Here is a 23,001-nt window from a genome sequence, read left to right on the forward strand (position 1 = left end):
GCTCTTACTCCTCGTCGCCGAGGTAGATAGACACCGTCATGCCGGCACTGATGTGCACATCCTCCGGCACCGGATCGAGGGCGATGTCCACCGGAATCCGCTGGGCCAGCCGCACCCAGTTGAAGGCCTGCTGCACCTGCGGGAGCATCTGGTTATTGCTGCTGGTGTTGCTGTCGGCAATGCCTTTCGAGATGCTGCTGACGGTGCCGGTCAGGGTCTCGTCACCGCCCATCAGCCGGATCCGCGCCTTCTGGCCGTCGTGCACCAGCTGAAGCTTGGTCTCCTCGAAATAACCGGTCACGTAGAACGATCCCGATTTAATCAGCGACAGCACCGCATTGCCGCGGGTCACGTAGTTGCCTTCGCGCAGGGTCAGGTTGCTGATGGTGCCGTCCTCCGGCGCCACCACTTCGGTCCGATTCAGGTCGATCTGAGCCGCATAGAGCTGGGCCTGGGCCAGGGTGTAGGCCGCCTTGGCCGACTCCGTGTTGATGCGGTAGGTGTCCAGATCCTCTTCGCTGATGGCCTGGCGACCGGACAGCTGCTGGCGACGCTTGTACTGGTGCTTGGCCAGTTCCCAGGCGATCCGCTGCTGCTCCACCTTGGCCTTGGCCTCGGTGATGGCGGCCTTGTAGCGGGTGTCGTCGATGTGGAAGAGGACATCGCCTTTCTTCACCGTCTGGTGATTACGGACCGCCAGGTCGGTGACCCAGCCGGACACGTCCGGGGCGATGGTGATGACGTCCGCGCGAATCCGGCCGTCGCGCGTCCAGGGTGAATACAGATAGTGGTTCCAGACCCAGGTGCCGGCAGCGATTGCAACCGCGACCACCAGCAGGGTCGTCCCTACACGTAACAGCTTTCCCATGTGTCAGGTCCATTTTCCGTACAGAAAGACAACCGCCGCCAGGAAGCAGACAAAAAGCCCGACGTCGAACCACGCTTCCTTCCAGATCAGTCGGCGCAGGTCCAACTGGTGAAGAACCAGACGGGCGAGCAGCGTCAGCGCAAACGCAATGGGCGCAAACACCACCAGCGGACTGAACAGCATTCCGCCAAAACCCAGTTCGTGCAGCATGGGCCCCTGGTCTCCTTGCTGGCCGGAAGAAAGAATCACCCCCTGCACCGCGTTTTCGGCGGCAGGGACTCCCCTGGAAGGATAGTCAACCCAGACGCCTCCCGGGGACCGGACACGTCTGCTCCCACATTCTGGCCGCTAACACCTTGAAATACCAGCTATCGCTTGAGCGGGGCGGTCCGTGATCTCCGCCATCGACCGGGTCTATTATGTCCTCCCGGCAGGCCAGTCACGCGTCGCCTGCCGTGTTTGCCCAGCAGGCCACATACTCCCCGTCGGGATCGTACTGCGCCGCCTGCTTATCAAGATTGAAACGTCTCAATCCCCGGGGATCGGCGCCCACACCGGCCAGGTACTGCCAGTTGCCGTAATTGCTCGCCACGTCGTAGTCGATCAACTGTTGCTCGAACCAAGCCGCCCCGTAACGCCAGTCGAGGCCCAACTCGTTCACGTAACAACTGGCCACCAGCTGGCGTGCCCGATTGCTGATGTAGCCGGTCTCACGTAACTGGTTCATGGCCGCATTGACCAGCGGATAGACCGTGTTGCCGCCACACCAGTCCGCAAACCGTTCCGCATCGAATTCAGAAGGCCGCTGCTGGCGCTGTGGGCCGTCCCGGTGAAACAGGTCGGCCCCGTGCTTCAGGGCGTACCAGTGGAAATAATCACGCCAGAGCAGCTCGAACCAGAGCCAGTAGGTGGATTCATTGCGGGTATGCACCTGCTCGTACTCCCGGATGGTTTCCGCCACCTCCCGGGCCGACACGCAGCCGTTGGCCAGCCAGGGCGAGAACTTCGAGGACGCGTCCCAGTCGTCCAGCGCGTTGCGGGTTTCCTTGTAGCGTTCAATGCCGTGGATGCCGAAGGTGAAGTGCTGGAGACGGTCGAGCCCTGCCGACTCGCCGCCGGTGAACGGCGTGGCATACTGCGGCTCGACAATGGGCGGGCAATCACCCCGGTTATCACGGGCAAATCCCGGCGGTGGCGGCAAGGCAGAGAGGGTACGAATGCGCAGGATATCGCTATGCTGGGCACCGGCCGCTTCCACCTGTTTGCGGAACCGGGAGAAGGTGGCGGGCAAATCCGCCAGCGCCATGGGCAATGTCCCTTCCGTCAATAATCCCAGGGTCTCGAACTCCCGGCACAACGCATCCGGCAGGGCGGCCTGGATGGACGCCCACTGGTCGGCCTCCTCGGTCCCCGGCTGGCGTGAACGAATCACCTGCTCGATGCCATGAGACGCCGCCAGCTCGGGGATAACCTGTTCCGGAGCACCAAAGGCGATGTGAAGACGCTGCCCCAAAGGCCGCAGGTTGCGCTCCAGGGCCATCAGGCTCTGCCACAGGAAACGCCACCGATGATCACCCATTGGCCGGCAGCCCCATCGGGAAGGAGTGAACCAGCGCGGATCCACCACGTAGACACACAGCAACGTGCCGGACCTGGACGCCGCAAGCAGGGCCGCATTGTCGTGAAGGCGAAGATCGCGGGTAAACCAGTAAAGGGTCTGCACAACGTTATCCCGAACAGCGGAGTGGTTTGTCTGATTACGTACCTCAGCCGCCACCGGATGGCCGTTCCTGCCGGATACGTGCGGCCAGTATAGGGGGACGGCCGGTGTGTTCGACACGGCCGGTTTTCAATGACCGCCATGGAGCCGAGTAATCAGCCTGTGGCAAGCCCCCATACCCTCCGGGAGACAGGCCGGTTATGGTAGCGGGACCGGATGACCAACCACGTCGGAGAAACAGGGCCCGATCATCCGGGAAGAATACGATTCTGGAGCATGAATGAACGACAACGACGAACAGGTGGTGTTGCTGGACAGCCAGCACCGCCCGATCGGAACCGCAGACAAGACGACGATCCATACGACGCAAACACCGCTGCATCTCGCCTTTTCCTGCTATCTGTTCAACGACGAGGGTGAGCTCTTACTGACCCGGCGAGCCCTGAATAAAGTGGCCTGGCCCGGCGTCTGGACGAATTCGGCCTGTGGTCATCCGCTGCCCGACGAGGCGCCCGCCGATGCCGTAAAACGGCGCTGCCGGTACGAGCTGGGCGCCGAGATTCGTGACGTCAAGATCCTGCTGCCGGACTTCCAGTACCGGGCCCGGGACGCCTCCGGCATCGTCGAAAATGAGTTTTGCCCGGTCTTTTCCGCCCGCTGCATCAGCGATCTGAACCGTCGGCCCAGCGAGGTGATGGATCATCAGTGGGTTCGTCCGAGGGATCTGCTGACGGCGGTCGCCGCCACGCCCTGGGCCTTCAGCCCCTGGATGGTGGCTCAACTGAAGCAGATGCAAGCGGCGGGCATCACGGCGTCCTGGTCCTAGTGTCCCGTCTGCAGGTCGATTTATTCCGGCGCCTTCAAAGGCGCTGTACCGGCGGTTTTCCGGGCCTCCGGCTGACCGGCCAGTTCCGCGGTGAGACGCTCCAGATCCTCGGTCTCCAGCGTTTCATGCGCCAGTAATTCCCGGGCGCAGTTTTCCAGCAGGGCGCGATGATCGGACAGCGCCTGGTAGGTTCTGTCAAAGACGTTCTGGACGATCGTTTTCACGGCCTCGTCAATCGCCTCGGCACTGTGCTCGCTGAACGGACGCTCACCCGGCGGAACGTACCCGCCGAGCAAATTCGGTCGCTCCGTGTCGTAGGTGACGCAACCGAGCGTCTCATCCATGCCGTAGCGGGCCACCATGCTGCGGGCGATGTCGGTGGCCTTGGCCAGGTCGTCCGCGGCGCCGGTGGATAGATGGCCGAAGATCAGCTTCTCGGCGGCGCGACCACCCAGCAGGACGGCGATCTTGTTTTCCAGTTCTTCCCGGGTCATCAGGAAGCGGTCCTCGGTAGGTCGCTGCAGAGTGTAGCCCAGGGCACCGATCCCCCGGGGAATGATCGACACCTTGTGGACCGGATCGACACCGGGCAGCATCAGCGCCATCAACGCGTGGCCCATTTCATGATGGGCGACAATCGCCCGCTCGCGGGCGTTGAGGATCCGGTTTTTCTTCTCCAGGCCCGCCACGATACGCTCAATGGCCTGGGTGAAATCCTCCATGGTCACCTGCGTGGCCCGCCGGCGCGTGGCCAGCAGGGCCGCCTCATTGACCAGGTTCGCCAGGTCGGCACCGGTGAAGCCCGTGGTCAGTGCCGCCACCTGCTCCAGAGAGACCAGCGGGTCCAACAGGATCTTTTTGATGTGGACTTTCAGGATCTGGACCCGACCCCGTTTGTCCGGCCGGTCCACCAGAACCTGCCGATCGAAACGCCCCGCCCGCAGCAGCGCCGGATCCAGGATTTCCGGCCGGTTGGTGGCCGCCAGCAACACCAGGCCCTCGCTGGGATCGAAGCCATCCAGTTCCACCAGCAACTGATTCAGGGTCTGCTCCCGCTCATCATGGCCGCCGCCCGGATTGAAGGCCCCCCGCGCCCGGCCCAGCGCATCCAGCTCATCAATGAAGATGATGGCCGGCGCTTTCTGCCGGGCCTGCTCGAACAGATCCCGGACACGGGCTGCGCCGACGCCCACAAACATCTCGACGAATTCCGAGCCGCTGATGGAGAAAAACGGCACCGCCGCCTCGCCCGCTACGGCCCGGGCCAGCAGCGTCTTACCGGTGCCCGGCGGGCCAACCAGGAGCACGCCTTTGGGGATATGCGCCCCGAGGCTGCCATAGCGCTTCGGATCTTTCAGGAACTCGATGATTTCCTGCAGTTCTTCCTTGGCTTCGTCGACGCCGGCGACATCCTCGAAGCCCACGCGGGTGTCCGTTTCCACGTAGATCTTGGCGCGGCTCTTGCCGACCTGCATGAAACTGCCCATGCCGCCGCCACCGGCACCGCCCGCCAGCCGGCGAATCACAAACAGCCAGACGCCGAGGAACAGGGCCATGGGCAGGAGCCAGGAGAGCACCTGGGTGAGCCAGGTCTGGTCCCGGGTGGCGCTGTACTCAACGCCCGCCTTTTCCAGATCGGCACGCAGATCCGCCGGCACGGGAATCGTCGTGAATTTTGAAACGCCACCCTGAAGGGACTTGTACTCACCGCGAATGCGATCACTGCCGATCACCACACTCGCAACCTGACCGTCCGCCAGTGCCTGCTGGAACTCGCTGTAAGGGATCGTCCGGACGTCGCTGTTTCCCTGTAGGTAATCCCGTAAGGCCAACATCCCGAACAGGAAAATCAGGGCGTACCAGAGATAGGACGAATTTCTGGGAGGTGAAGGTAACGTTGCCATAACGGAAACGATAGAGCGACTGGCCGGTCTCCAATATGACTTGCGTCAAGCAAATGTGAGGAAATGCCGGGGTACTTATCAGCCCGCGATGCCCATGCGCCGTCGTGCCCGGTGGGAGGCGCCGTTGCGCAGCGACCAGCGCATGGCCGGCGCCAGGGTGTTCATGCTGCGTTCCACGGCCCGGCGGCGCCAGGGGCTGAGGTTCATGCCGATCAGGGTTTGGGCCCAGTCCGGCAGCAACTGGAGACCGGCCCGGGTCATCACCCGCCCCACCGGCTGGGTGAGCCGATTGGGTGCCGGTGCCGTCATCAGCAGGGACAACACGTCGGCCGTTCGCTCGTCGAAAACCAGCTCCGGTCGCATGCGTTCGAGATAGTCCTGCACCGCCTGTCGTGAACGGGGCACGTCGGTGGCGCCCAGGGCTTCGGCGATCCGCGCCACTTCGTCGTAGTAGCGGTCCTGCTCCGCACCGCTCAGGTCGGGATTGCAATACTGCAGATAGGCCGCCAGAAAACTGCGCACTTCCGCCACATGAACCCAGACCAGCAAGTCGGGGTCGTCCGCGGCGTATGATCGGCCATCCGGCGCAGTGCCCTGCACTTGCGCATGGATCCGGCGCACCCGATCGATCAGTCGGCGGGCATCCGCTTCGGCGGCAAAGGTGGTCCCGGCAATAAACTGGCTGGTCCGCCGCAACCGGCCGATCATGTCCTCTCGGAAATTGGAATGGTCCAGCACACCCGCCAGCGCCAGGGGATGCAGCATCTGCAACATCAGCGCGCCGATGCCGCCACACAGCATGGCCGGAAAGTCCGCATGGACCCGCCAGCACACGCAGCCCGGCCCGAACAGCCCGGGATCTCCCGCCGGCGATTCATAGTCGATACCACCCAGCGCCAAGCCGCTCAGGCCCATGATCTGCTGTTCGAGACGTTGTCGAAGGAATTCCATGGAAGCTCAGGCCATCAATGAAAGACAGGATGCCAGTATCGCGAAATGGCTCGATGTCTCAAGACTTACGCCCGCAAAGCCCAGCCGGACTCAATACCTGGATCAACCGTGAATAGACGCTGCACGCCCATTCAGGCGCGGCTATGCTTTAGGGGTCCACATAGCCATCACGGATGAGCGCAAAGCGATACGAGCAAGGAGATCAGCATGTTCGGGAAACCCTCAATCGCGCGCCTGAATACCGCCTTACTGGGTGCCATACTGACACTGATGTCCAGCCAAGCGACCCAGGCTTGCACCCGCATTCTCTGGTCCACGGACCTGGGCGTGTTCACTGGCCGTACCATGGACTGACCGGAAACGACGGAGCCGGTGCTCATGGCATTTCCCCGGGGTATCAAGCGGGATGGTGGGATCCTTGCCGGTCACCGCATCGTCCAGGACAATCCGGCCCGCTGGACCTCGAAATACGGCAGCATCGTGACCGCAACCTACGGCATTGGTGCGATTGACGGCATGAACGAGCGGGGCCTGGCGGTACACCTGCTCTATTTCAATGCCACCGACTTCGGACCTCGGGATACGTCAAAACAGGGTCTGCAAGCCGGGCTCTGGGGGCAGTACCTGCTGGATAACGCCGCGACTGTTGGCGAAGCCATCGATAGTATGGATGACATCCAGTTGGTCATGGTGGAGACACGGGGTCACAAGGCGAACCTGCACCTGGCGGTGGAGGATGAAACCGGCGACTCCGCCATCATGGAGTACGAAAACGGCACCCTGCACATCTACCACGACCGCAAGTACCGGGTGATGACCAATGACCCGGCCTTCCCAGAGCAGCTGAACATGCTTGGCCAGCAAGACTATTCCAACCCCAGCCGGGATATGACGCTGCCGGGTAACGTCAACCCGATTGATCGCTTTCAGCGCGCCAGCTATTTCCTGAATGTGCTGAAAGAGCCCGCCTCCGACCGGGCGGCCGTCGCCACCATGATGTCCTTGCTGTACAACGTCTCGGTGCCCATTGGCGCCCCCTACAAAGGCCGTGATTCGACCTACGACAGCTACAGCACGGAATACCGCACGATCGCCGATCAGAAGCGCCGACGCTATTTTCTCCAGCTGTCCACCCTGCCGGGGATCATCTGGGTGGACCTCGCCAGCATCGATCTGTCCCGGGGCGCATCGGTGATGACACTCGATCCGAACGACTGGAATCTGTTCGGGAACGTCACCGGTCAGATGAAAGCCGTTAAAGACGCTCCATTCTGACCAAACCACAAGGGCGCCGGGCCCGACCGTACCGGTGGCCATGAAGGCAATCGTTCGGCGAGCGTCCCCGGGTCCGCCCGACCTTTAATAACCCGGCCGGTCGCGTCACGGGTCAGTGATCGCGCACAATCAACCAATGGGTGATGCCCAGGGCGAGCACCACAGCCGCAATCGCCAGAACATCGGTGTAGGCCACTTTTTCAATGTCCAGCACGATGACCTTTCGGGCGATCGCCATCAATGCGGTGGCGACCACCAGCTGGATGGGAATGACGTTGGTGCCGAGATACAGACGGATGTTAATGAAGATCTCCACGGCAATCAGCACGATCATGAAGGTGCCAAACAGCTGGAAGATGTCGCCCACCGACAACAGCAGGAACGGTGGCGACAGGAGTTTCATGATCAGGATGTACCCGACGTCCAGCACGCCCCACACAATCACCAGCGTCATCAGGATGGCCAGAATGGCGATCGAGCCACGTATGACGACGTGAAGCTTGCTGATCAGCTTGTTTTCGTAATCCCTCGGGAGCTCTTCATGGACAATCCGGTGGTCGCGGCGGGATCGTTCATTTGCCATAGTTGTCCTGCGTCCTGTGCTGACTCTACTCTCTGGAGCTTAGATCCCCGGCACCGTCCGGCAAGTTATTCTTTGAAGGCACCGCACCGACTGCAACTGACGCAACTATCCGACGCCAACGTCACCGTCGTAATTCCTTAACCATCCTGTCATTTATCATCGATAACCTCCCTTTCGGATCACCGGGCATAACCGCCCGACGCCTGGATAAAACCTGATGGGGAAATAAAAGCATGAGCAAGGAAATCGAGAGCCACGAAATCTTGAATCGCAGCACGAACGAACCCTTTTCATCGGTCATGGAACGTCGCCTCAACCGGCGGGATGTGATGCGGGGCAGTCTCCAGATCGCGGCCGCCACCATGCTCGGTGGTTTCGGGCTCAGCCTTGCCGGCTGCAGTGACGATGATGACGACAACGACGACGGATCAACCACGCAGCCGTTTTCCCTCGGGTTTGACGCGATCCTCGGCTCCAAGACCGACGCGATCGTTGTCCCGGACGGTTACACCGCCCAGATCCTGATTCCCTGGGGCACCGCACTGAACGACAGCATCAGCGGCTGGAGCGAGTCGCTGGCCTTTACACCGACCATCCAGGAAAACAGCGTCGGCATGCACCACGACGGCATGTACCACTTCCCGCTGGCCGAAGACACCGCCTCCAGCAATTTTATCCTGGCGTTGAACAACGAATACATCGATCAGGCCGCGCTGTGGGAACCGCAAGGCGGCCCGACCACCACCAGCCCACGCCCGGCCGATGAAGTACGTACCGAGATCAACGCGCACGGCGTCACGCTGGTTGAAGTCAAGAAAGCCTCTGACGGCAGCTGGAGCCACGTTGAGAACTCGCCCTACAACCGTCGCATCACGTCGGCCACCGAAATCGGCCTGGCCGGCCCGGTCGCCGGCAGCGATTACGTCATCACCAAGTACTCCACGGACGGCACCAAAACCCGCGGCACCAACAACAACTGTGCAGCCGGTTACACCCCGTGGGGCACCTACCTGACCTGTGAGGAAAACTGGCCGGGTTACTTCGTCAAGACCGCCAGCCGTTACAACGATGACGATCGACTGGGGATCGAGTCCAGCGGCGGTCGCTACGGCTGGGAAACCGCGGCCGGTGACGGCTCCGAAGTCAATGACGAGTTCGGCCGCTTTGACGCCACGCCCTCAGGCGCCACCGCTGCAGACGATTACCGTAACGAGCCGCGCACCTTCGGCTACATCGTCGAGATCGACCCGTACACCGGCGAAGCGATGAAGCGGACCCACCTGGGCCGTTTCCGCCACGAAGGCTGCTGGCCGGGTAAACTGGTGGAAGGCGAGCCGGTGGTGTTCTACTCCGGTCACGATTCCCGCAACGAATACATCTACAAGTTTGTTTCCGATGCCGTCTGGAGCGCATCGGATGCCAACAATGTCGGCGGCACCTATGACCGCATGGCCATCGGCAGCAAGTACATGGACGAAGGCACCCTGTACGTGGCCAAGTTCAATGCCGACGGCACGGGCGAATGGCTGCCACTGACACCGGACGCGGAAACCCCGGCCGGTGGCACCCTGGCTGCGGCCCTGGGCCTGGCTGCCGATGACCTGGCCGGCGTGATCATCAACACCTGTGACGCGGCCGATATCATGGGCGCGACCCCGATGGACCGTCCGGAATGGGGCGCGGTCGATCCGGCCAGCGGCGATGTGTACATGACGCTGACCAACAACTCCAAGCGTACCGCTGAGGGCGTTGCCGCCACTTACACAAACAGCGGCACGGACATCGATGACCTGGGTGTTGGCTATGCCACCGCACCGGTCAACGCCCCCAACCCGCGCGCCGACAACGAAAACGGCCAGATCATCCGCTGGCAGGAAGGCACCGCCTCCTCGACCACGTTTGAGTGGGAAATTTTCGTCTTCGGTGGTGCCGTGACCGGCAACGACAATCCGTCAGGCCTGACCGAACTGAACCAGTTCGCCAGCCCGGACGGTCTGTTCTACGACCAGCGTGATGGTGAAGAGGGTATCCTCTGGATCGAGACCGACAATGGCGGCAACGCCGTGGCAGACTACACCAACGACCAGCTGCTGGCCGTCGTACCCTCGTCGGTCTCCGGCAACAGCAACAGCCCGTCGGTCGTCGATCAGCAGGACCAGAGCAACCTCAAGCGCTTTGCGGTGGGTCCGAACGGCTGCGAAATCACCGGTATCTTTACGACACCGGACAAGACCGCGCTGTTCATCAACGTGCAGCATCCGGGCAACTGGCCGTCTGGTACAGACGCCACCGCGGTGACTTCCGGCACCGTGCGCCCACGGGCATCGACGGTGGTGATCCAGAAGGCCGATGGCGGCAAGGTTGGCGAATAAGCCGACTTTACGACGCTGACAGTAAAAACCGGGGCTTAGGCCCCGGTTTTTTTAACAGGCCACGTCAGCCACTTGCCTGTACTGAACGGACTGCCCCTAAGACAGGACCATCCCATGAGCCGAAGCCGGCGAAAACAGCAGGGCTATGTGCGCTTCGGTCAGGCGTTCAGCCGGATAGCCGTTACCAGATCAGGGGATGGGCGACAGGCCACTCGCCAAACCCCAGCTGATGCCGGAAGCTCGACGCTTCCGGTGCCACCAGGAACCAGGCCACCCCAGCAATGTTGACCAGCACCGCGAGCCAGAAAACGGCCTGGTAACTCACCTTCCGCGTCTTGTGTCGGAACACCTGCTGCGCCAACAGCGCCCCGGGCCAACCGCCCAACACCTCGAACAGATGCAGCCGGTTCTCTGGGATGCGGCGACGGTCCTTACCGGCAGCCCGCTTGTCGATCCCATAGGCAATGAAGGTCAGCAGGCTGGCCATGGCATAGGCGGCGGGCAGCCCCACGGGTACCCAACCCCGTTGGAACGCCAACCCGAGCGCGACGCCGACGAGCAGAACAACCCCGACAGCGACCCAGACGCCAGGACGAAAGCCCGCTGCCAGCCCGGCCGTGCCGACCAACCGGAATTGCCCGGCGCGCAGACGGCCCTGGTTATCACGCTCGATGCGATAGCTCACCTTGCGATGGGCGCGGGGCCGCCCCCGGCCAGCGTAGGCGCTGATGTGGGCAAAGACCTGAGAATCACCCTCGTCGGGCGCAATAAATCCGAAGCCCCGGTCGTCGTTCCAGGTCGTGAGTGTGCCTTTTCTGTTCACGGGCAGATTCCCTATCGAAAGCACGCACTAGAACATAAACCGGTTTAGCGCGCACTCTCCGGCGGCACTACCCCGCCGCCAGAATACGATCGTCGTCCTGCGCCGCGCTCCGTGTCAGCTTGATCGCAATGAATTTCGAGGTGGGCGTATGACTGCCCTCGCCCCGGCTCTCCAACGGCACCAGTGGGTTGGTCTCGGGATAGTAGGCCGCGGCCTGTCCGGCCGGGATGTCGTACGCGAGCACCTTGAAGCCGGTCACCGAGCGTTGACGGCCGTCTTCCCACAGCGACGTCATGTCGACGCGCTCGCCGTCCTCCAACCCCAGCCGTTTGATGTCGTCCGCGTTCATGAACACCACCCGGCGTTGGCCGGAAACACCCCGGTAGCGGTCATTGAGCCCGTACACGGTGGTGTTGTACTGGTCGTGGGAGCGCAATGTCTGCAGGATGACGTCCGGGGTCTGGCCGGAGGCCTTGACCCGGTCGTGCAGCAGGTCGCCCGGCAACGGATTCGGGGAGAAACCGGCCCGGCCACCCGCCGTCTGCCAGCGACGCTCCCGGGCCGGGTTGCCCAGGTAAAAGCCGCGACTCTGTTTCAGGCGTTCATTGAAGTTCTCGAAGCCCGGAATGGTGCGGGCGATCCAATCGCGAATACGGTCATAGTCGGCGATCACCGCATCCCAATCGATGGGTCGATTGCCGAGCGTCGCTTTGGCCATGCCGGCGATGATTGCCGGTTCGGACTTCATCCGATCCGACTGGGGCGGCAACTGGCCGTAAGAGGCGTGGATCATGCTGAAGGAATCCTCCACGGTCACCGCCTGCGGTCCGTTCGCCTGCCGGTCGATGTCCGTCCGACCCAGGCACGGCAGGATCAGGGCGTCCTTGCCGGTGATCAGGTGGCTGCGGTTCAGCTTGGTGCTGATCTGGACCGTCAGGTCGCAGTTGGCCAGGGCCTTGTGGGTCAATGCCGTGTCCGGCGTGGCCTGGGCGAAGTTGCCCCCCAGACCGATGAACACGCGGGCCTCGCCGCTATCCATCGCCTCAATGGCCTCCACCGTATTATGCCCCTGATGCCGCGGCACCTGGATTCCAAACTCCCGTTCCAGGGCGTCCAACAGCGGCGCCGGAGCTTTCTCGTCGATTCCCATGGTGCGATCGCCCTGCACGTTGCTGTGACCGCGAACCGGACAAAGCCCGGCACCCGGCCGACCGATATTGCCCCGCAGCAGTTGCAGGTTGACCAGCTCCTGGACCGTCGGCACCGAGTGTCGATGCTGGGTGATCCCCATCGCCCAGCACACCATCACGTTGTCGGCCTTGCGGTAGATGTCCGCCGCCACTTCGATATCGGCGCGAGTCAGGCCGCTCTGGGATTCGATCTGCGCCCAGGTGGTCATCCGGACCACCGCCAGGTAGGCCGCCAGCCCCTGGGTCTGTTCGTTGATGAAGTCCCAGTCCAGGACGGCAGGCTGTCCATTGGCGCGGGCCTCTTCATCCCAGGTCACCAGACACTTCACCATGCCCCGTACCGCGGCCATATCGCCGCCGAGTGCCGGTCGGAAATAGGCCGTGTTGAGCGGTTCCGAGCCGTTCTTGAGCATGTCGTGGATGGCCTGCGGGTCCTGGAAGCGTTGCAGGCCGCGCTCCTTGAGCGGGTTGAAGCAGACCACCTGCGCACCGCGGCGAACGGCCTCGCTCAACGGCGCCAGCATGCGCGGATGATTGGTGCCCGGGTTCTGGCCAAAGATGAAAATGGCGTCGGCTTCGGCAAAGTCGTCGAAGGTGACGGTGCCCTTGCCGGTGCCAATGGTCTGGGACAAACCAACACCGCTGGCCTCATGGCACATGTTGGAGCAGTCGGGAAAGTTGTTGGTGCCGAAGGTGCGGACGAACAACTGGTACAGGAAGGCGGCCTCGTTGCTGGCGCGGCCGGAGGTGTAGAACTCGGCCTTGTCCGGGCTGTCGAGCCGGTTCAGGTGGTCGGCGATCAGCGTGAACGCCTCGTCCCAGCCGATCGGCTGGTACCGGTCGGTCGAGGCATCGTAACGCATCGGCTCGACCAGGCGGCCCTGATACTCGAGCCAGTGATCGCTGCGCTGCAGCAATTCACTCACGCTGTGCCGGGCAAAGAAGTCGCGACCCACCTGACGCTTGGTGGCCTCCCAGTTCACCGCCTTGGCGCCATTCTCACAAAACTGGATGCGGCCGCCATTGGGGTCATCGCCCCAGGCGCAACCCGGGCAGTCGAAGCTGCCGTGCTGGTTGGTTTTGAGCAGCGCCCGGATGTTCTTGATGGGTTGCTTGCTGTCCAGCCAGAACGCCGCGACGCTCTTGAGCGCGCCCCAGCCGGCGGCGGGACCGTTGTAGGGTTCGAATCGGGGCTCGGGCGTGTGTCCGGGAAGAGACTCGTGCGTCATCAGGGCAACCTGTCGGGCAAATAATCAACAGGTTACGGCGCCGCTTCATAACCGTCCAATCACGATTAAAGATCTATTGATAAGCAATACTTATCGATCAAGACGTCGCTCCGATCAGCCCTGATCCGGCGACACGCGCTCCCGGACGAACTGCTGAAAGGCTTCAGCCAGCGCCGATACCGGATCGCCACGCCGTGTGGCCAGGCACAACGGCGCCAGCGTGTGACTGTCGGCGATCGGCAGCAGCTCCAGCGCCTCGTCGCGATGCTCCAGTCCGCTGCCCAGGGGCATGACCGCACAGCACAGGCCGGCACTGACCGACTGCACCAGGAACTCGACCGAATCCGTTTCCACCAGGGGCTTCAACGCAACACCGGCGCTTTGCAGGGCATGATCCACGGACTGACGAAAGTGCATCCCTTTGCTGAGGATGCCCAGGGGCAAGCTTTCCAGATCCATCCAGTCCAGCGCGGGACGTCCGAAGCGCCAGCGATGGCGATTGAACAGCAGCCCCATGGTGGTCTCCGCCACCTCAAACAACTGGTATTTGCGCTCGTGTCGGCCATCGGCGTAGGCGAAGCCCACATCCAGCCGGTTGGTGTCGAGCCCGGCCAGGATCTGCTCGCTGCTGAGGGACTTCAGGTCAAATCGCACATCGGCGTGCTCTGCCGCAAAGGCCTGCAGCAACGGGATGGGCTCGAAACCCGCCAGAGGCACCATACCGACGCGCAGGGTACCCACCAACTGCCCGCGGCAAACGGATGCCTCCGCATGCAACCCATCGTGCGCCGCCAGTACCGCCCGCGCCCAGGCCAGGATGCGCTCGCCCTCCTCGGTGAACCCGACGAAGCGATGCCCTCGCCTGACCAGCGTCAGCCCGAGTTCATCTTCCAACTGGCGCAGTCGCATGGACAAAGCCGGCTGTGTCACGTGGCATCGGTTGGCCGCCTCGCCGAAATGGCGCAGCTCATCCAGGGCGACGAGGTACTGTAACTGCCGGATATCCATGCCGGACCTCCTGAATCATTCGGAACGCCAAGGATAGCAATTGCGCCGGTCATTCATCAGGATTTTGCCCGGGATCGACGACGCATCAATCCATCAGGGTGATTCCGCGTCAGCGTACCCGGCCGTAGACACCCATGGCCACGACCAGTCGATCCGCCACATCCCCGAGCCGGCCGATCGCCGTTCCCGTCGCCTGGATCTCCTCACCGGTGGCGCGACGCAGTTCTTCCATGGCCTGCATGCTCTGCACCACTTCGGCACTGGCACCGGCCTGGTCTTCCGTGGTGGCCACCATCCGCTCAACCATGCGGGTGGTTTCGCGGATCGCGTTGTCGATCTGACCGAGGATGCGATCCATGGCATCTCCGGACGCCAGCCCCTGCCGGCTGGCGTCCCGGGCATCGCTCATGGCGGTCAGCACCTCTTCTGTGTGACTGCCAATGGTACGAATCAGGTTGTGAATGTTGGAGGTGGAGCTGGCCGTCTTCTGGGAGAGCTGCCGCACTTCGTCGGCCACCACCGCAAAGCCGCGGCCGTGCTCACCGGCCCTCGCGGCCTCGATGGACGCGTTGAGGGCCAGCAGATTCGTCTGTTCGGTAATCGTGCCGATGACCTCCAGGACCTGATCAATCTGGCGCAGCTCGCCATCCAGCGCATCCAGACGACTGGCGGCGGTCTCCACACGCTCGGAGACCCGCTGCAGGACCTGCACGGTGTCTTCACCGGCCTGGTTGCCCTGGTCGACCAGGGCCCGGGTTTCATCCACCTGACTCATCGCCTGCTGGGCGAAAGCCGCCATGTTGTGGCCCTTGTCGTCCATATCCCCCATGGCCGAGCCAATGCGGTTCAGACGTTCTTCCTGGGACTGGGCATTGGCATTGACCGAGTCGGATCGGTCCGCCAGATCGTGGACGGAGGTCCGGGTTTCCGTGACCGCCGTTCCGATCGCCTCAACCAGGCCTTCCACCTGATCGACAAAACTGTTGATGCGTTGGCAGATCTCGCCGATCTCATCGTTCTGGTGCGGTAACCGCTGGCTGAGGTCGCCCTGCTGGAGCCGGTCCACGGCCGCAGACACGTGATGGATGTTGCGACGCAGGCGCCGCCCCACCCACCCCTGGAACAGGGCAATGATCACCACCGCGCCGACCAACGGCGTAATCACGATCCAGACGATGCGTTCCATGGCCTGGGTGATACGCGCACTCGCCGATTCCGCCTCGGAACGGACCTGGGTCGCGAGGGTATTCAGCCCATCGACGGCGGGCTTGAGGTGTTGGTTGTAGAGCACGTCAGGAATGGACAGGGCGTCGGCCGGACTGTCCTGGGCGATATCCAGGGCGGTCATCCAGCCTTTGTAGTAGCTGTCCCAGTGTTCCTTGATGGCGGCGAGTGACTTCTGACTTTCTTCGGACTGGAGCGTTTCGGACAGCCTCTTGAACAGAGGTTCGACGATGGCTCCGGCCTGTTTGAAATGGGGGCGGGTCTCATCCACCAGGATGGGATCATCCCGCGATGTGGCCAATCCCCGGGCCTCGATCTGCAGAATCGCCTTCTCCACCGATTCCAGCGACTGGAAATGCTGATAGTCCTGGCGCAGGTTCAGGAGGGTGTGGCTGGACAGCGCCATGACGGCAAGAAGGCTGACCAGGGTCACCGCCATGACGAGACGGAGCTGGTTGCGGATTTTCATGACAGACCTCGTGGCAACAACAATATGCCTCGGGAAGTCTTTGGCCCGAGTACGCTCTGAAGCGGCCAGTGTGTCTTCAAAAAATGACAGTCAGGTTACAGCGCTATGCCGATAGTCGACTGATCCCGCTGAAAAAATCCATTCAACCGATAGACGTCTTTGCCCGGATCAGGCTTTCTTGACGAATTCCGACTTCAGCTTCATCGCACCCACGCCATCGATCTTGCAGTCGATATCGTGATCGCCGTCGACCAGGCGGATGTTCTTGACCTTGGTGCCGACTTTCACCACCAGGCTGGAACCTTTCACCTTGAGGTCCTTGATGACGGTCACGGTGTCGCCATCCTGCAACGTGTTGCCGTTGGCATCGCGAATCTCGGGACCGGCATCGGCGGCAGCCTGTTCGGCTTCGGTCCACTCATGGCCGCACTCGGGGCACACGAGTTGAACGCCGTCCTCGTAGGTGTATTCAGACTGGCATTGGGGACAGGGAGGGAGTTGTGACATGACAAGGACCTGCAGGTTTGAAAGGCGGAGATCATAGCAGAGGCGCCCATAATGTGCTCCCCAATCTCCGCCCTGCTCCAATCACCGGTCGGTCAGCCGTAACGGCCGGTGATGTAGTCTTCGGTCTGCTTGTTGGCCGGTGTGGTGAAGATCGTTGTCGTGTCGTCGAACTCGACCAGCTCCCCCAGGTACATGAAGGCCGTGTAGTCCGAGACCCGTGACGCCTGCTGCATGTTGTGGGTGACGATCACGATGGTGTAATCGTTCTTGAGCTCGTTGATCAGTTCCTCGATCTTGAGGGTGGAGATCGGATCCAGCGCGGACGCGGGTTCATCCAGCAGCAACACCTCGGGCTTCACCGCGATACCGCGGGCGATGCACAGCCGCTGCTGCTGACCACCGGACAGACGCGTGCCGCCCTGATGCAGTTTGTCCTTCACTTCATCCCACAGCGCGGCCTTGCGCAGGGCCCATTCCACCCGCTCTTCCATGTCCACCCGAGACAGGCGTTCATAGAGTTTGACGCCGAAAGCCACGTTCTCGAAAACCGACATCGGAAACGGGGTCGGCTTCTGGAAGACCATGCCCACCTTGGCGCGCAGCAGGTTCAGGTCCTGCTTGCGATCCAGCACATTGCGGCCATCCAGCAGGATTTCGCCGGAAGCACGCTGGTCCGGGTAAAGCTCGTAGATCCGGTTCATGGTGCGCAACAGCGTGGATTTGCCACACCCGGACGGCCCGATGAACGCCGTCACCTTTTTTTCAGGAATCTTGATATTGATGTCCTGAAGCGCGTGGTATTTGCCGTAGTGGAAATTCAGCCCGTTGACCACGATCTTGGACGGTTCCATGGTCGTATCGACGCTCACCGGTTCGGAGGCCGATGCAGCCACCTTTTCCGGCGCCGACATCTGGTATTGGCTGGACGATCCGTTATTCAGCGGGCCGGCCTGGGTTGCGGACATTCCGGGATAAAGTGCCATAGGTGCGTACCTTTACTTGCTTTCCCGCAGCCAGATGCGGGCGATGATATTGAGAAGCAGGATGGTAACCGTAATCAGAAGCGAGCCGGCCCAGGCCAGGTGCTGCCAGTCGTCATAGGGACTCATGGCGAACTGGAAGATCACCACCGGCAGGTTGGACATGGGCTGGGACATATCCGTTGTCCAGAACTGGTTGTTCAGTGCGGTAAACAGCAGCGGCGCCGTCTCCCCGCTGATCCGGGCGATCCCCAGCAGAATGCCGGTGGCAATGCCGCGAGCGGCCGCCCGGTACACAATCGCACTGACCACTTTCCATTGGGGAGCCCCCAGGGCCGCCGCCGCTTCGCGCATGTGATCCGGCACCAGCTGCAGCATGTCTTCGGTGGTCCGGACGACGACGGGCAGCACGATCAGCGCCAGCGCGACGCCGCCGGCCCAGCCTGAAAAATGCCCGACGTTGATGACAATCAATCCGTAGACGAAGACACCAATGATGATCGAAGGCGCGCTCAGCAGGATGTCATTCACGAAACGCACGACGCTGGCGAAGCGCGATCCCCGCCCGAATTCACACAGGTAGGTTCCGGCCAGCACGCCGGCCGGCGCGCCGATCAGGACACCCACCACCGTCAGCAGCACACTGCCCACGATCGCGTTAGCCAGACCGCCGGCCTCGCCGGGCGGTGGGGTTGACTGGGTAAACAGGTCCAGGCTGATCCACTGCAGGCCATTGCTGAACAGGGTCCACAAAAGCCAGCCTAGCCAGAACAGGCCGAACAGTGTGGTCAGGACCGACACGGTCAGATTGAAATAGTTGGTCAGACGGCGGCGGAGGTACAGTGAAGCGTTCATGAGGTTAGCTCGCCTTCCCTTCTTTGGCTTTGAGACGGATCAGCATGACCTTCGCGATGGCAAGCACGACGAAGGTCAGCAGGAACAGCACCAGACCAAGCGAGATCAGCGAGGACGTGTAGATCTCGCCGGCCGCCTCGGTAAATTCGTTGGCCAGCGTGGAGGAAATCGTGTTACCAGGCATGAACAGGGAGCCGGAGACGTTGTGGGAGTTGCCGATAACAAACGTGACCGCCATGGTTTCGCCCAGTGCCCGGCCCAGTCCCAGCATGACGCCGCCGACAACACCGATCTTGGTGTACGGCAGCACCACCTTCCAGACCACTTCCCAGGTGGTCCCGCCCAGACCGTAGGCGGATTCCTTGTAGACCGGTGGCACGGTCTCGAAGACGTCGCGCATGACCGCGGCCATGAACGGGATAATCATGATGGCCAGGATCAACCCGGCGGTGAACATGCCGATGCCCATCGGTGGGCCCTGGAACAATGAGCCGATCAGCGGCCATCCACCCAGGTTGTCGGTCATCCAGGGCTGGACGTTTTCAGAGAACCACGGGGCGAACACGAACAGGCCCCACATGCCGTAAATGATACTGGGCACCGCCGCCAGCAGCTCGATCGCCACGCCAATGGGGCGTTTGAGCCAGACCGGCGCCAGCTCGGTAATGAACAGCGCGATGCCAAAACTGACCGGCACACCAATCAGGAGAGCCAGCAAGGACGTCACCAACGTGCCGTAGATCGGAGCCACCGCGCCATAGACGTCGGTCACCGGGTTCCAGTCGTTGGTGGTCAGGAAATTGAAGAAGCCGTATTTTTCCAGGGCCGGCCAGGCCCCAACCAGCAGCGTGACAAACACGCCGAGAACAGAGAGCGCCACCAGGAGGGCGAAGAACTGGGTCAGACCGCGGAAGGCCTTGTCGGCCAGATGCCCGGAGCTGCCGGACCGGGTGTCCGTTGTCGGGACCGAACCGTCTGTTGTCAGTTCTGTGCTCACGCCGTGTCCTCCATAGATCCGACCGTTCGGCCGGTGACTAAGCGACCGTCTTTCAAGGTGTCGCTGATTGCAAAAAAACGCACAGGCCCCTCGCGGTGACCTGTTGCGTTCGTGGTGACAAAACCGGGCGGCGCTTCCACGTCCACCCGGTCCTGTCGCGGGTCAATTCACCCGATCAGTTGGACATGCTCACAGTCCACACATCTTTGCCATTGGAGCCTTTGATCTCCTTGGCCCAGGTCTTCTCGACCAGCTTCACAACGCTGTCCGGCATCGGCACGTAGTCCAGCTTGTTGGCCATGTCGTCGCCGTTGGCGTAGCTCCAGTCGAAGAACTTCAGGACCGCCTGGGTCACTTCCGGCTTGGACGCCTGCTTGTAGACCAGGATGAACGTGGCACCGGTGATCGGCCAGCTGTTCGCACCCGGCTGGTCGGTCAGGACCATGTAGAAGCCGTCAGCGTTGGCCCAGTCGGCACCGGCAGCCGCCGCCTGGAAGTTCTCGGCGGTCGGAGACACGTAGTGGCCATCGTGGTTCTCCAGCTGGGCGTAAGCCATCTTGTTCTGCAGGGCATAGGCGTACTCGACGTAGCCGATGGAGCCGTTGATGCGGTCAACGTAGGACGCCACACCCTGGTTACCCTTGCCGCCAACACCAGCCGGCCACTTGACGGCTTTCTCGTTGCCGATCTCGTTTTTCCAGTCGCTGGACACCTTGCTCAGGTAGTTGGTGAAGATCCAGGTGGTACCGGAACCGTCAGAGCGGTGAACCACGGTGATGGCCTTGTCCGGCAGATCCAGGTCCGGGTTCAGTTCAGCGATCTCAGAATCGTTCCACTTCTTGACCTTGCCCATGAAGATGTCGGCCAGTGCTTCGCCGGACAGCTTCAGGTCGCCGGCGTCGATGCCGTCGATGTGGACAACCGGTACCACACCGCCCATGACCATCGGGAACTGCATCAGGCCGATTTCGTCCAGTTTTTCCGGAGTCAACGGTGCGTCGGACGCGCCGAAGTCAACGGTCTTGGCAGAGATCTGCTTGATACCACCGCCAGAGCCGATGGCCTGGTAGTTGAACTTGACGCCGGTTTCCTTCTGGTAGGCACTGGCCCACTTGCCATACACCGGGTACGGGAAGGTGGCACCAGCGCCTGAAATTTCGTTGACGTCCGCCGCAGCGGCCGTGCTCAGGGCAAATGTTGCCGTTGCAACCATCAGGCCCCGTGAAATCAGCTTGAGCATTGTTTTCTCCTTGAATCGGTTTTGAAGGACGCGTTTTTCGCAGTACTCGTGCTGTGAGTCGGAACCAGCTTGGTCAGATCGTGTGACAGTATGGTGACGGCTATATGACAGAAAGATGACACCCCGGGTCAGCAGATGACCTAGAGCATTTGACGACAGGTTTTGGGTCTTGCCCGGACAGATTTTGTCGAAAAATCAGACGCTCAAAGAGGCGAGCGAGCAAACAGGAGGGAGTGGCCCCGGCCAGAACCGGGGCCTGAAAAACAGGGCCTGCGGCGTCACGCCCGGCTGAGGAACTTGCGTTCTTCCACGTTGATCTTGATCCGGTCTCCGGTGGAGATATGCTCGGGCACCTGCACCACCAGGCCGGTGGTCAGGCGGGCGGGCTTGGTCCGGGCCGTCGCGGAGCCGCCCTTGACAGACGGATCGGTTTCCTCAATGACCAGTTCCACGGTCGGCGGCAATGCCAGCGAGACTGGCGCGTCGCTGACCAGGATCACCATCAGGCCCTGCGTCTCTTCGCTGATGAACAGCAGCTCGTCGGCGATGGCTTCGCGATTCAGGCTGTACTGGGTGAAGTCCTCCGAATCCATGAAGACGTACTCCTCGCCGTCGGCGTAGGAAAAAGTCGCCGGACGACGGACCAGGTCGGCCAGGTTCAGCATGTCCGAGTCCTTGAAGGTCTCGTCAATCTTGTTGCCGGTGACCACATCGTACATGCGCATCCGATAAAGGCTGCCACCGGCCCGCCCCTGGGGAACGGAGCGCTCGATGTCCTTCACGAAATAGACGTTGCCCTGGTATTCAACGGCAGAATTCTTCTTGATCTCACTGGCTCTTGGCATGGGTCGGTTCCGTAAAAAAAGAAATGTGCGCTGCCGATATACCATGACGGCCGGCCGTGCGCGAGTGCTTCCACCGCATCAGGGCATCCGGACGACATCAAAACCGGCCATTGCCTCTGCGCGGCAAACACCCCACCATCGGGCTTTCCGGCCAGCCATAAGGACACACTGTCATGACCATCTACAACCTGGGCTCGATCAACCTGGACCATGTCTACCGGGTTAAGCATTTCGTCAGGCCGGGAGAGACTTTATCGTCAGCCGATTATCAGGTCCTGCACGGTGGCAAGGGAGCCAACCAGTCCATCGCCCTGGCCCGGGCCGGTGCTGACGTAAAACACATTGGCGCCATTGGCGAAGCCGATCCCTGGGTCATTGATCAGTTGGCCGATGCTGGCGTCGACACAACCGCCGTGGCCCGACTGAACCAGGCCAGCGGCCACGCCATCATCCAGGTGACAGGCGACGGGGAGAACGCGATCCTGATCTACCCCGGTGCCAATCGGAGCCTGAGCCGCTCTCATATCGAAAAGGCGCTGGCCGGCTGCGAGGATGGAGACTGGCTGTTGCTGCAGAATGAAACCAACGGCCTGGCAGAGGCCATGGACGAGGCGGTAAGTCGTGGGATGCGCGTTGCGTTTAACCCGGCGCCGATGGTCAGCGAAGCGGTCGGACCGCTGCTGGACAAGGTGGACCTGCTGATCGTCAATGAAGTCGAAGCGATGGACCTCGCGGACCGAACCCGTGTCGATGACGCCGAAACCCGGCTGCAGAGCGAGTATCCACACCTGCAGATCCTGCTGACCCTGGGCCGGGCCGGCGTCGTCTACATCGGCCCGGAAGGACGGCAGCAGGCGCCGGCTTTCCCTGTCGATGCCGTCGATACCACCGCGGCCGGCGACACGTTTATCGGCTACTGCCTGGCTGCACTGGCCGCCGGTGAAACGCCGGACGTCGCCTTACGTCGGGGCAGCGCCGCGGCCGCCCTATGCGTCACCCAACCCGGCGCCGCCGCAGCCATTCCCGAGCAACAGGCGGTCGACGCGTTTCTGGCGACCTTCGGGAGATAGGAAAGAAGGGAGAGAAACCGGGACCACCGGCGACCGAAGCGCCGCCCGGCATCAGACGTGCGGGA

21 protein-coding genes are annotated in these 23,001 nt (G+C 62.0%); 5 read left to right on the plus strand and 16 right to left on the minus strand.

All coding sequences use genetic code 11. The features are described from left to right. Positions 1–4: 4 nt before the first annotated feature. The 3 genes from EB809_RS15110 to EB809_RS15120 form a co-directional block, all read right to left on the minus strand. Positions 5–868, minus strand: a complete 864-nt coding sequence (locus EB809_RS15110; RefSeq protein WP_123635666.1) for an HlyD family secretion protein — start codon at positions 866–868, stop codon at positions 5–7. Between the two features lie 3 nt (positions 869–871). Further along, complete coding sequence (locus tag EB809_RS15115) at positions 872–1,078, minus strand: DUF1656 domain-containing protein (RefSeq protein WP_123635667.1); 207 nt, start codon at positions 1,076–1,078, stop codon at positions 872–874. 229 nt (positions 1,079–1,307) lie between these two features. After that, positions 1,308–2,591 (minus strand): DASH family cryptochrome, encoded by a 1,284-nt coding sequence (locus tag EB809_RS15120; protein ID WP_123635668.1) that lies wholly within the window; start codon positions 2,589–2,591, stop codon positions 1,308–1,310. 277 nt (positions 2,592–2,868) lie between these two features. Here EB809_RS15120 and idi point away from each other — a divergent pair, with 277 nt between their 5' ends. Further along, positions 2,869–3,414: an isopentenyl-diphosphate Delta-isomerase gene (idi, locus tag EB809_RS15125; protein ID WP_123635669.1), complete on the plus strand. Its 546-nt coding sequence runs from the start codon at positions 2,869–2,871 to the stop codon at positions 3,412–3,414. 20 nt (positions 3,415–3,434) lie between these two features. Here the strand turns inward: idi and ftsH are convergent, their stop codons facing one another. Both ftsH and EB809_RS15135 read right to left on the minus strand, forming a co-directional pair. After that, positions 3,435–5,318 (minus strand): ATP-dependent zinc metalloprotease FtsH, encoded by a 1,884-nt coding sequence (ftsH, locus tag EB809_RS15130; RefSeq protein ID WP_123635670.1) that lies wholly within the window; start codon positions 5,316–5,318, stop codon positions 3,435–3,437. 78 nt (positions 5,319–5,396) lie between these two features. Continuing rightward, complete coding sequence (locus EB809_RS15135; RefSeq protein ID WP_123635671.1) at positions 5,397–6,269, minus strand: oxygenase MpaB family protein; 873 nt, start codon at positions 6,267–6,269, stop codon at positions 5,397–5,399. A 207-nt stretch (positions 6,270–6,476) separates the two neighbouring features. Here EB809_RS15135 and EB809_RS21110 point away from each other — a divergent pair, with 207 nt between their 5' ends. Next, the gene (locus tag EB809_RS21110) at positions 6,477–6,623 is read left to right on the plus strand and encodes a hypothetical protein (protein WP_223807990.1); all 147 of its coding nucleotides are present in this window, start codon (positions 6,477–6,479) and stop codon (positions 6,621–6,623) included. Between the two features lie 24 nt (positions 6,624–6,647). Beyond that, the gene (locus EB809_RS15140; RefSeq protein WP_223807991.1) at positions 6,648–7,544 is read left to right on the plus strand and encodes a linear amide C-N hydrolase; all 897 of its coding nucleotides are present in this window, start codon (positions 6,648–6,650) and stop codon (positions 7,542–7,544) included. Between the two features lie 112 nt (positions 7,545–7,656). On the opposite strand, the gene EB809_RS15145 is transcribed toward EB809_RS15140, so the two are convergent. After that, on the minus strand, positions 7,657–8,127 hold the full coding sequence (locus EB809_RS15145; RefSeq protein ID WP_190294928.1) for a phosphate-starvation-inducible PsiE family protein: 471 nt from the start codon (positions 8,125–8,127) through the stop codon (positions 7,657–7,659). Positions 8,128–8,360: 233 nt separating this feature from the next. On the opposite strand from EB809_RS15145, the gene EB809_RS15150 reads away from it, so the two are divergent. After that, positions 8,361–10,499 carry a PhoX family protein gene (locus EB809_RS15150; protein ID WP_123635672.1) on the plus strand — a complete coding sequence of 713 codons (2,139 nt, stop codon included), beginning with the start codon at positions 8,361–8,363 and terminating at the stop codon, positions 10,497–10,499. 181 nt (positions 10,500–10,680) lie between these two features. On the opposite strand, the gene EB809_RS15155 is transcribed toward EB809_RS15150, so the two are convergent. The 10 genes from EB809_RS15155 to yeiP all read right to left on the minus strand — a co-directional run bounded on the left by EB809_RS15155 (position 10,681) and on the right by yeiP (position 21,866). Continuing rightward, a complete protein-coding gene (locus tag EB809_RS15155) occupies positions 10,681–11,322 on the minus strand; it encodes a DUF1294 domain-containing protein (RefSeq protein ID WP_123635673.1) in 642 nt (213 codons plus the stop codon). Positions 11,323–11,389: 67 nt separating this feature from the next. After that, positions 11,390–13,741 carry an FdhF/YdeP family oxidoreductase gene (locus tag EB809_RS15160; protein ID WP_123635674.1) on the minus strand — a complete coding sequence of 784 codons (2,352 nt, stop codon included), beginning with the start codon at positions 13,739–13,741 and terminating at the stop codon, positions 11,390–11,392. A gap of 114 nt (positions 13,742–13,855) precedes the next feature. Continuing rightward, positions 13,856–14,749, minus strand: a complete 894-nt coding sequence (locus EB809_RS15165; RefSeq protein WP_123635675.1) for a LysR family transcriptional regulator — start codon at positions 14,747–14,749, stop codon at positions 13,856–13,858. A gap of 109 nt (positions 14,750–14,858) precedes the next feature. Next, the gene (locus EB809_RS15170) at positions 14,859–16,442 is read right to left on the minus strand and encodes a methyl-accepting chemotaxis protein (RefSeq protein ID WP_123635676.1); all 1,584 of its coding nucleotides are present in this window, start codon (positions 16,440–16,442) and stop codon (positions 14,859–14,861) included. Between the two features lie 168 nt (positions 16,443–16,610). Next, on the minus strand, positions 16,611–16,949 hold the full coding sequence (locus EB809_RS15175; protein ID WP_123635677.1) for a zinc ribbon domain-containing protein YjdM: 339 nt from the start codon (positions 16,947–16,949) through the stop codon (positions 16,611–16,613). Between the two features lie 92 nt (positions 16,950–17,041). Beyond that, positions 17,042–17,800 (minus strand): phosphate ABC transporter ATP-binding protein PstB, encoded by a 759-nt coding sequence (pstB, locus tag EB809_RS15180; RefSeq protein WP_123635718.1) that lies wholly within the window; start codon positions 17,798–17,800, stop codon positions 17,042–17,044. 144 nt (positions 17,801–17,944) lie between these two features. After that, positions 17,945–18,784, minus strand: a complete 840-nt coding sequence (pstA, locus tag EB809_RS15185; RefSeq protein ID WP_123635678.1) for a phosphate ABC transporter permease PstA — start codon at positions 18,782–18,784, stop codon at positions 17,945–17,947. A gap of 4 nt (positions 18,785–18,788) precedes the next feature. Then, on the minus strand, positions 18,789–19,781 hold the full coding sequence (gene pstC, locus EB809_RS15190; RefSeq protein ID WP_123635679.1) for a phosphate ABC transporter permease subunit PstC: 993 nt from the start codon (positions 19,779–19,781) through the stop codon (positions 18,789–18,791). A gap of 175 nt (positions 19,782–19,956) precedes the next feature. Further along, entirely contained in the window at positions 19,957–21,021 is a 1,065-nt protein-coding gene (pstS, locus tag EB809_RS15195) for a phosphate ABC transporter substrate-binding protein PstS (protein WP_123635680.1), read from the minus strand. A 278-nt stretch (positions 21,022–21,299) separates the two neighbouring features. After that, positions 21,300–21,866 (minus strand): elongation factor P-like protein YeiP, encoded by a 567-nt coding sequence (gene yeiP / locus EB809_RS15200; protein ID WP_123635681.1) that lies wholly within the window; start codon positions 21,864–21,866, stop codon positions 21,300–21,302. A 173-nt stretch (positions 21,867–22,039) separates the two neighbouring features. Between yeiP and EB809_RS15205 the strand changes: the two genes are divergently transcribed. Next, complete coding sequence (locus tag EB809_RS15205) at positions 22,040–22,936, plus strand: ribokinase (RefSeq protein ID WP_123635682.1); 897 nt, start codon at positions 22,040–22,042, stop codon at positions 22,934–22,936. Positions 22,937–23,001 lie beyond the last annotated feature (65 nt).

It is taken from the genome of Marinobacter sp. R17, from assembly GCF_003789045.1.
Classification (GTDB): Bacteria; Pseudomonadota; Gammaproteobacteria; order Pseudomonadales; family Oleiphilaceae; genus Marinobacter_A; species Marinobacter_A mangrovi.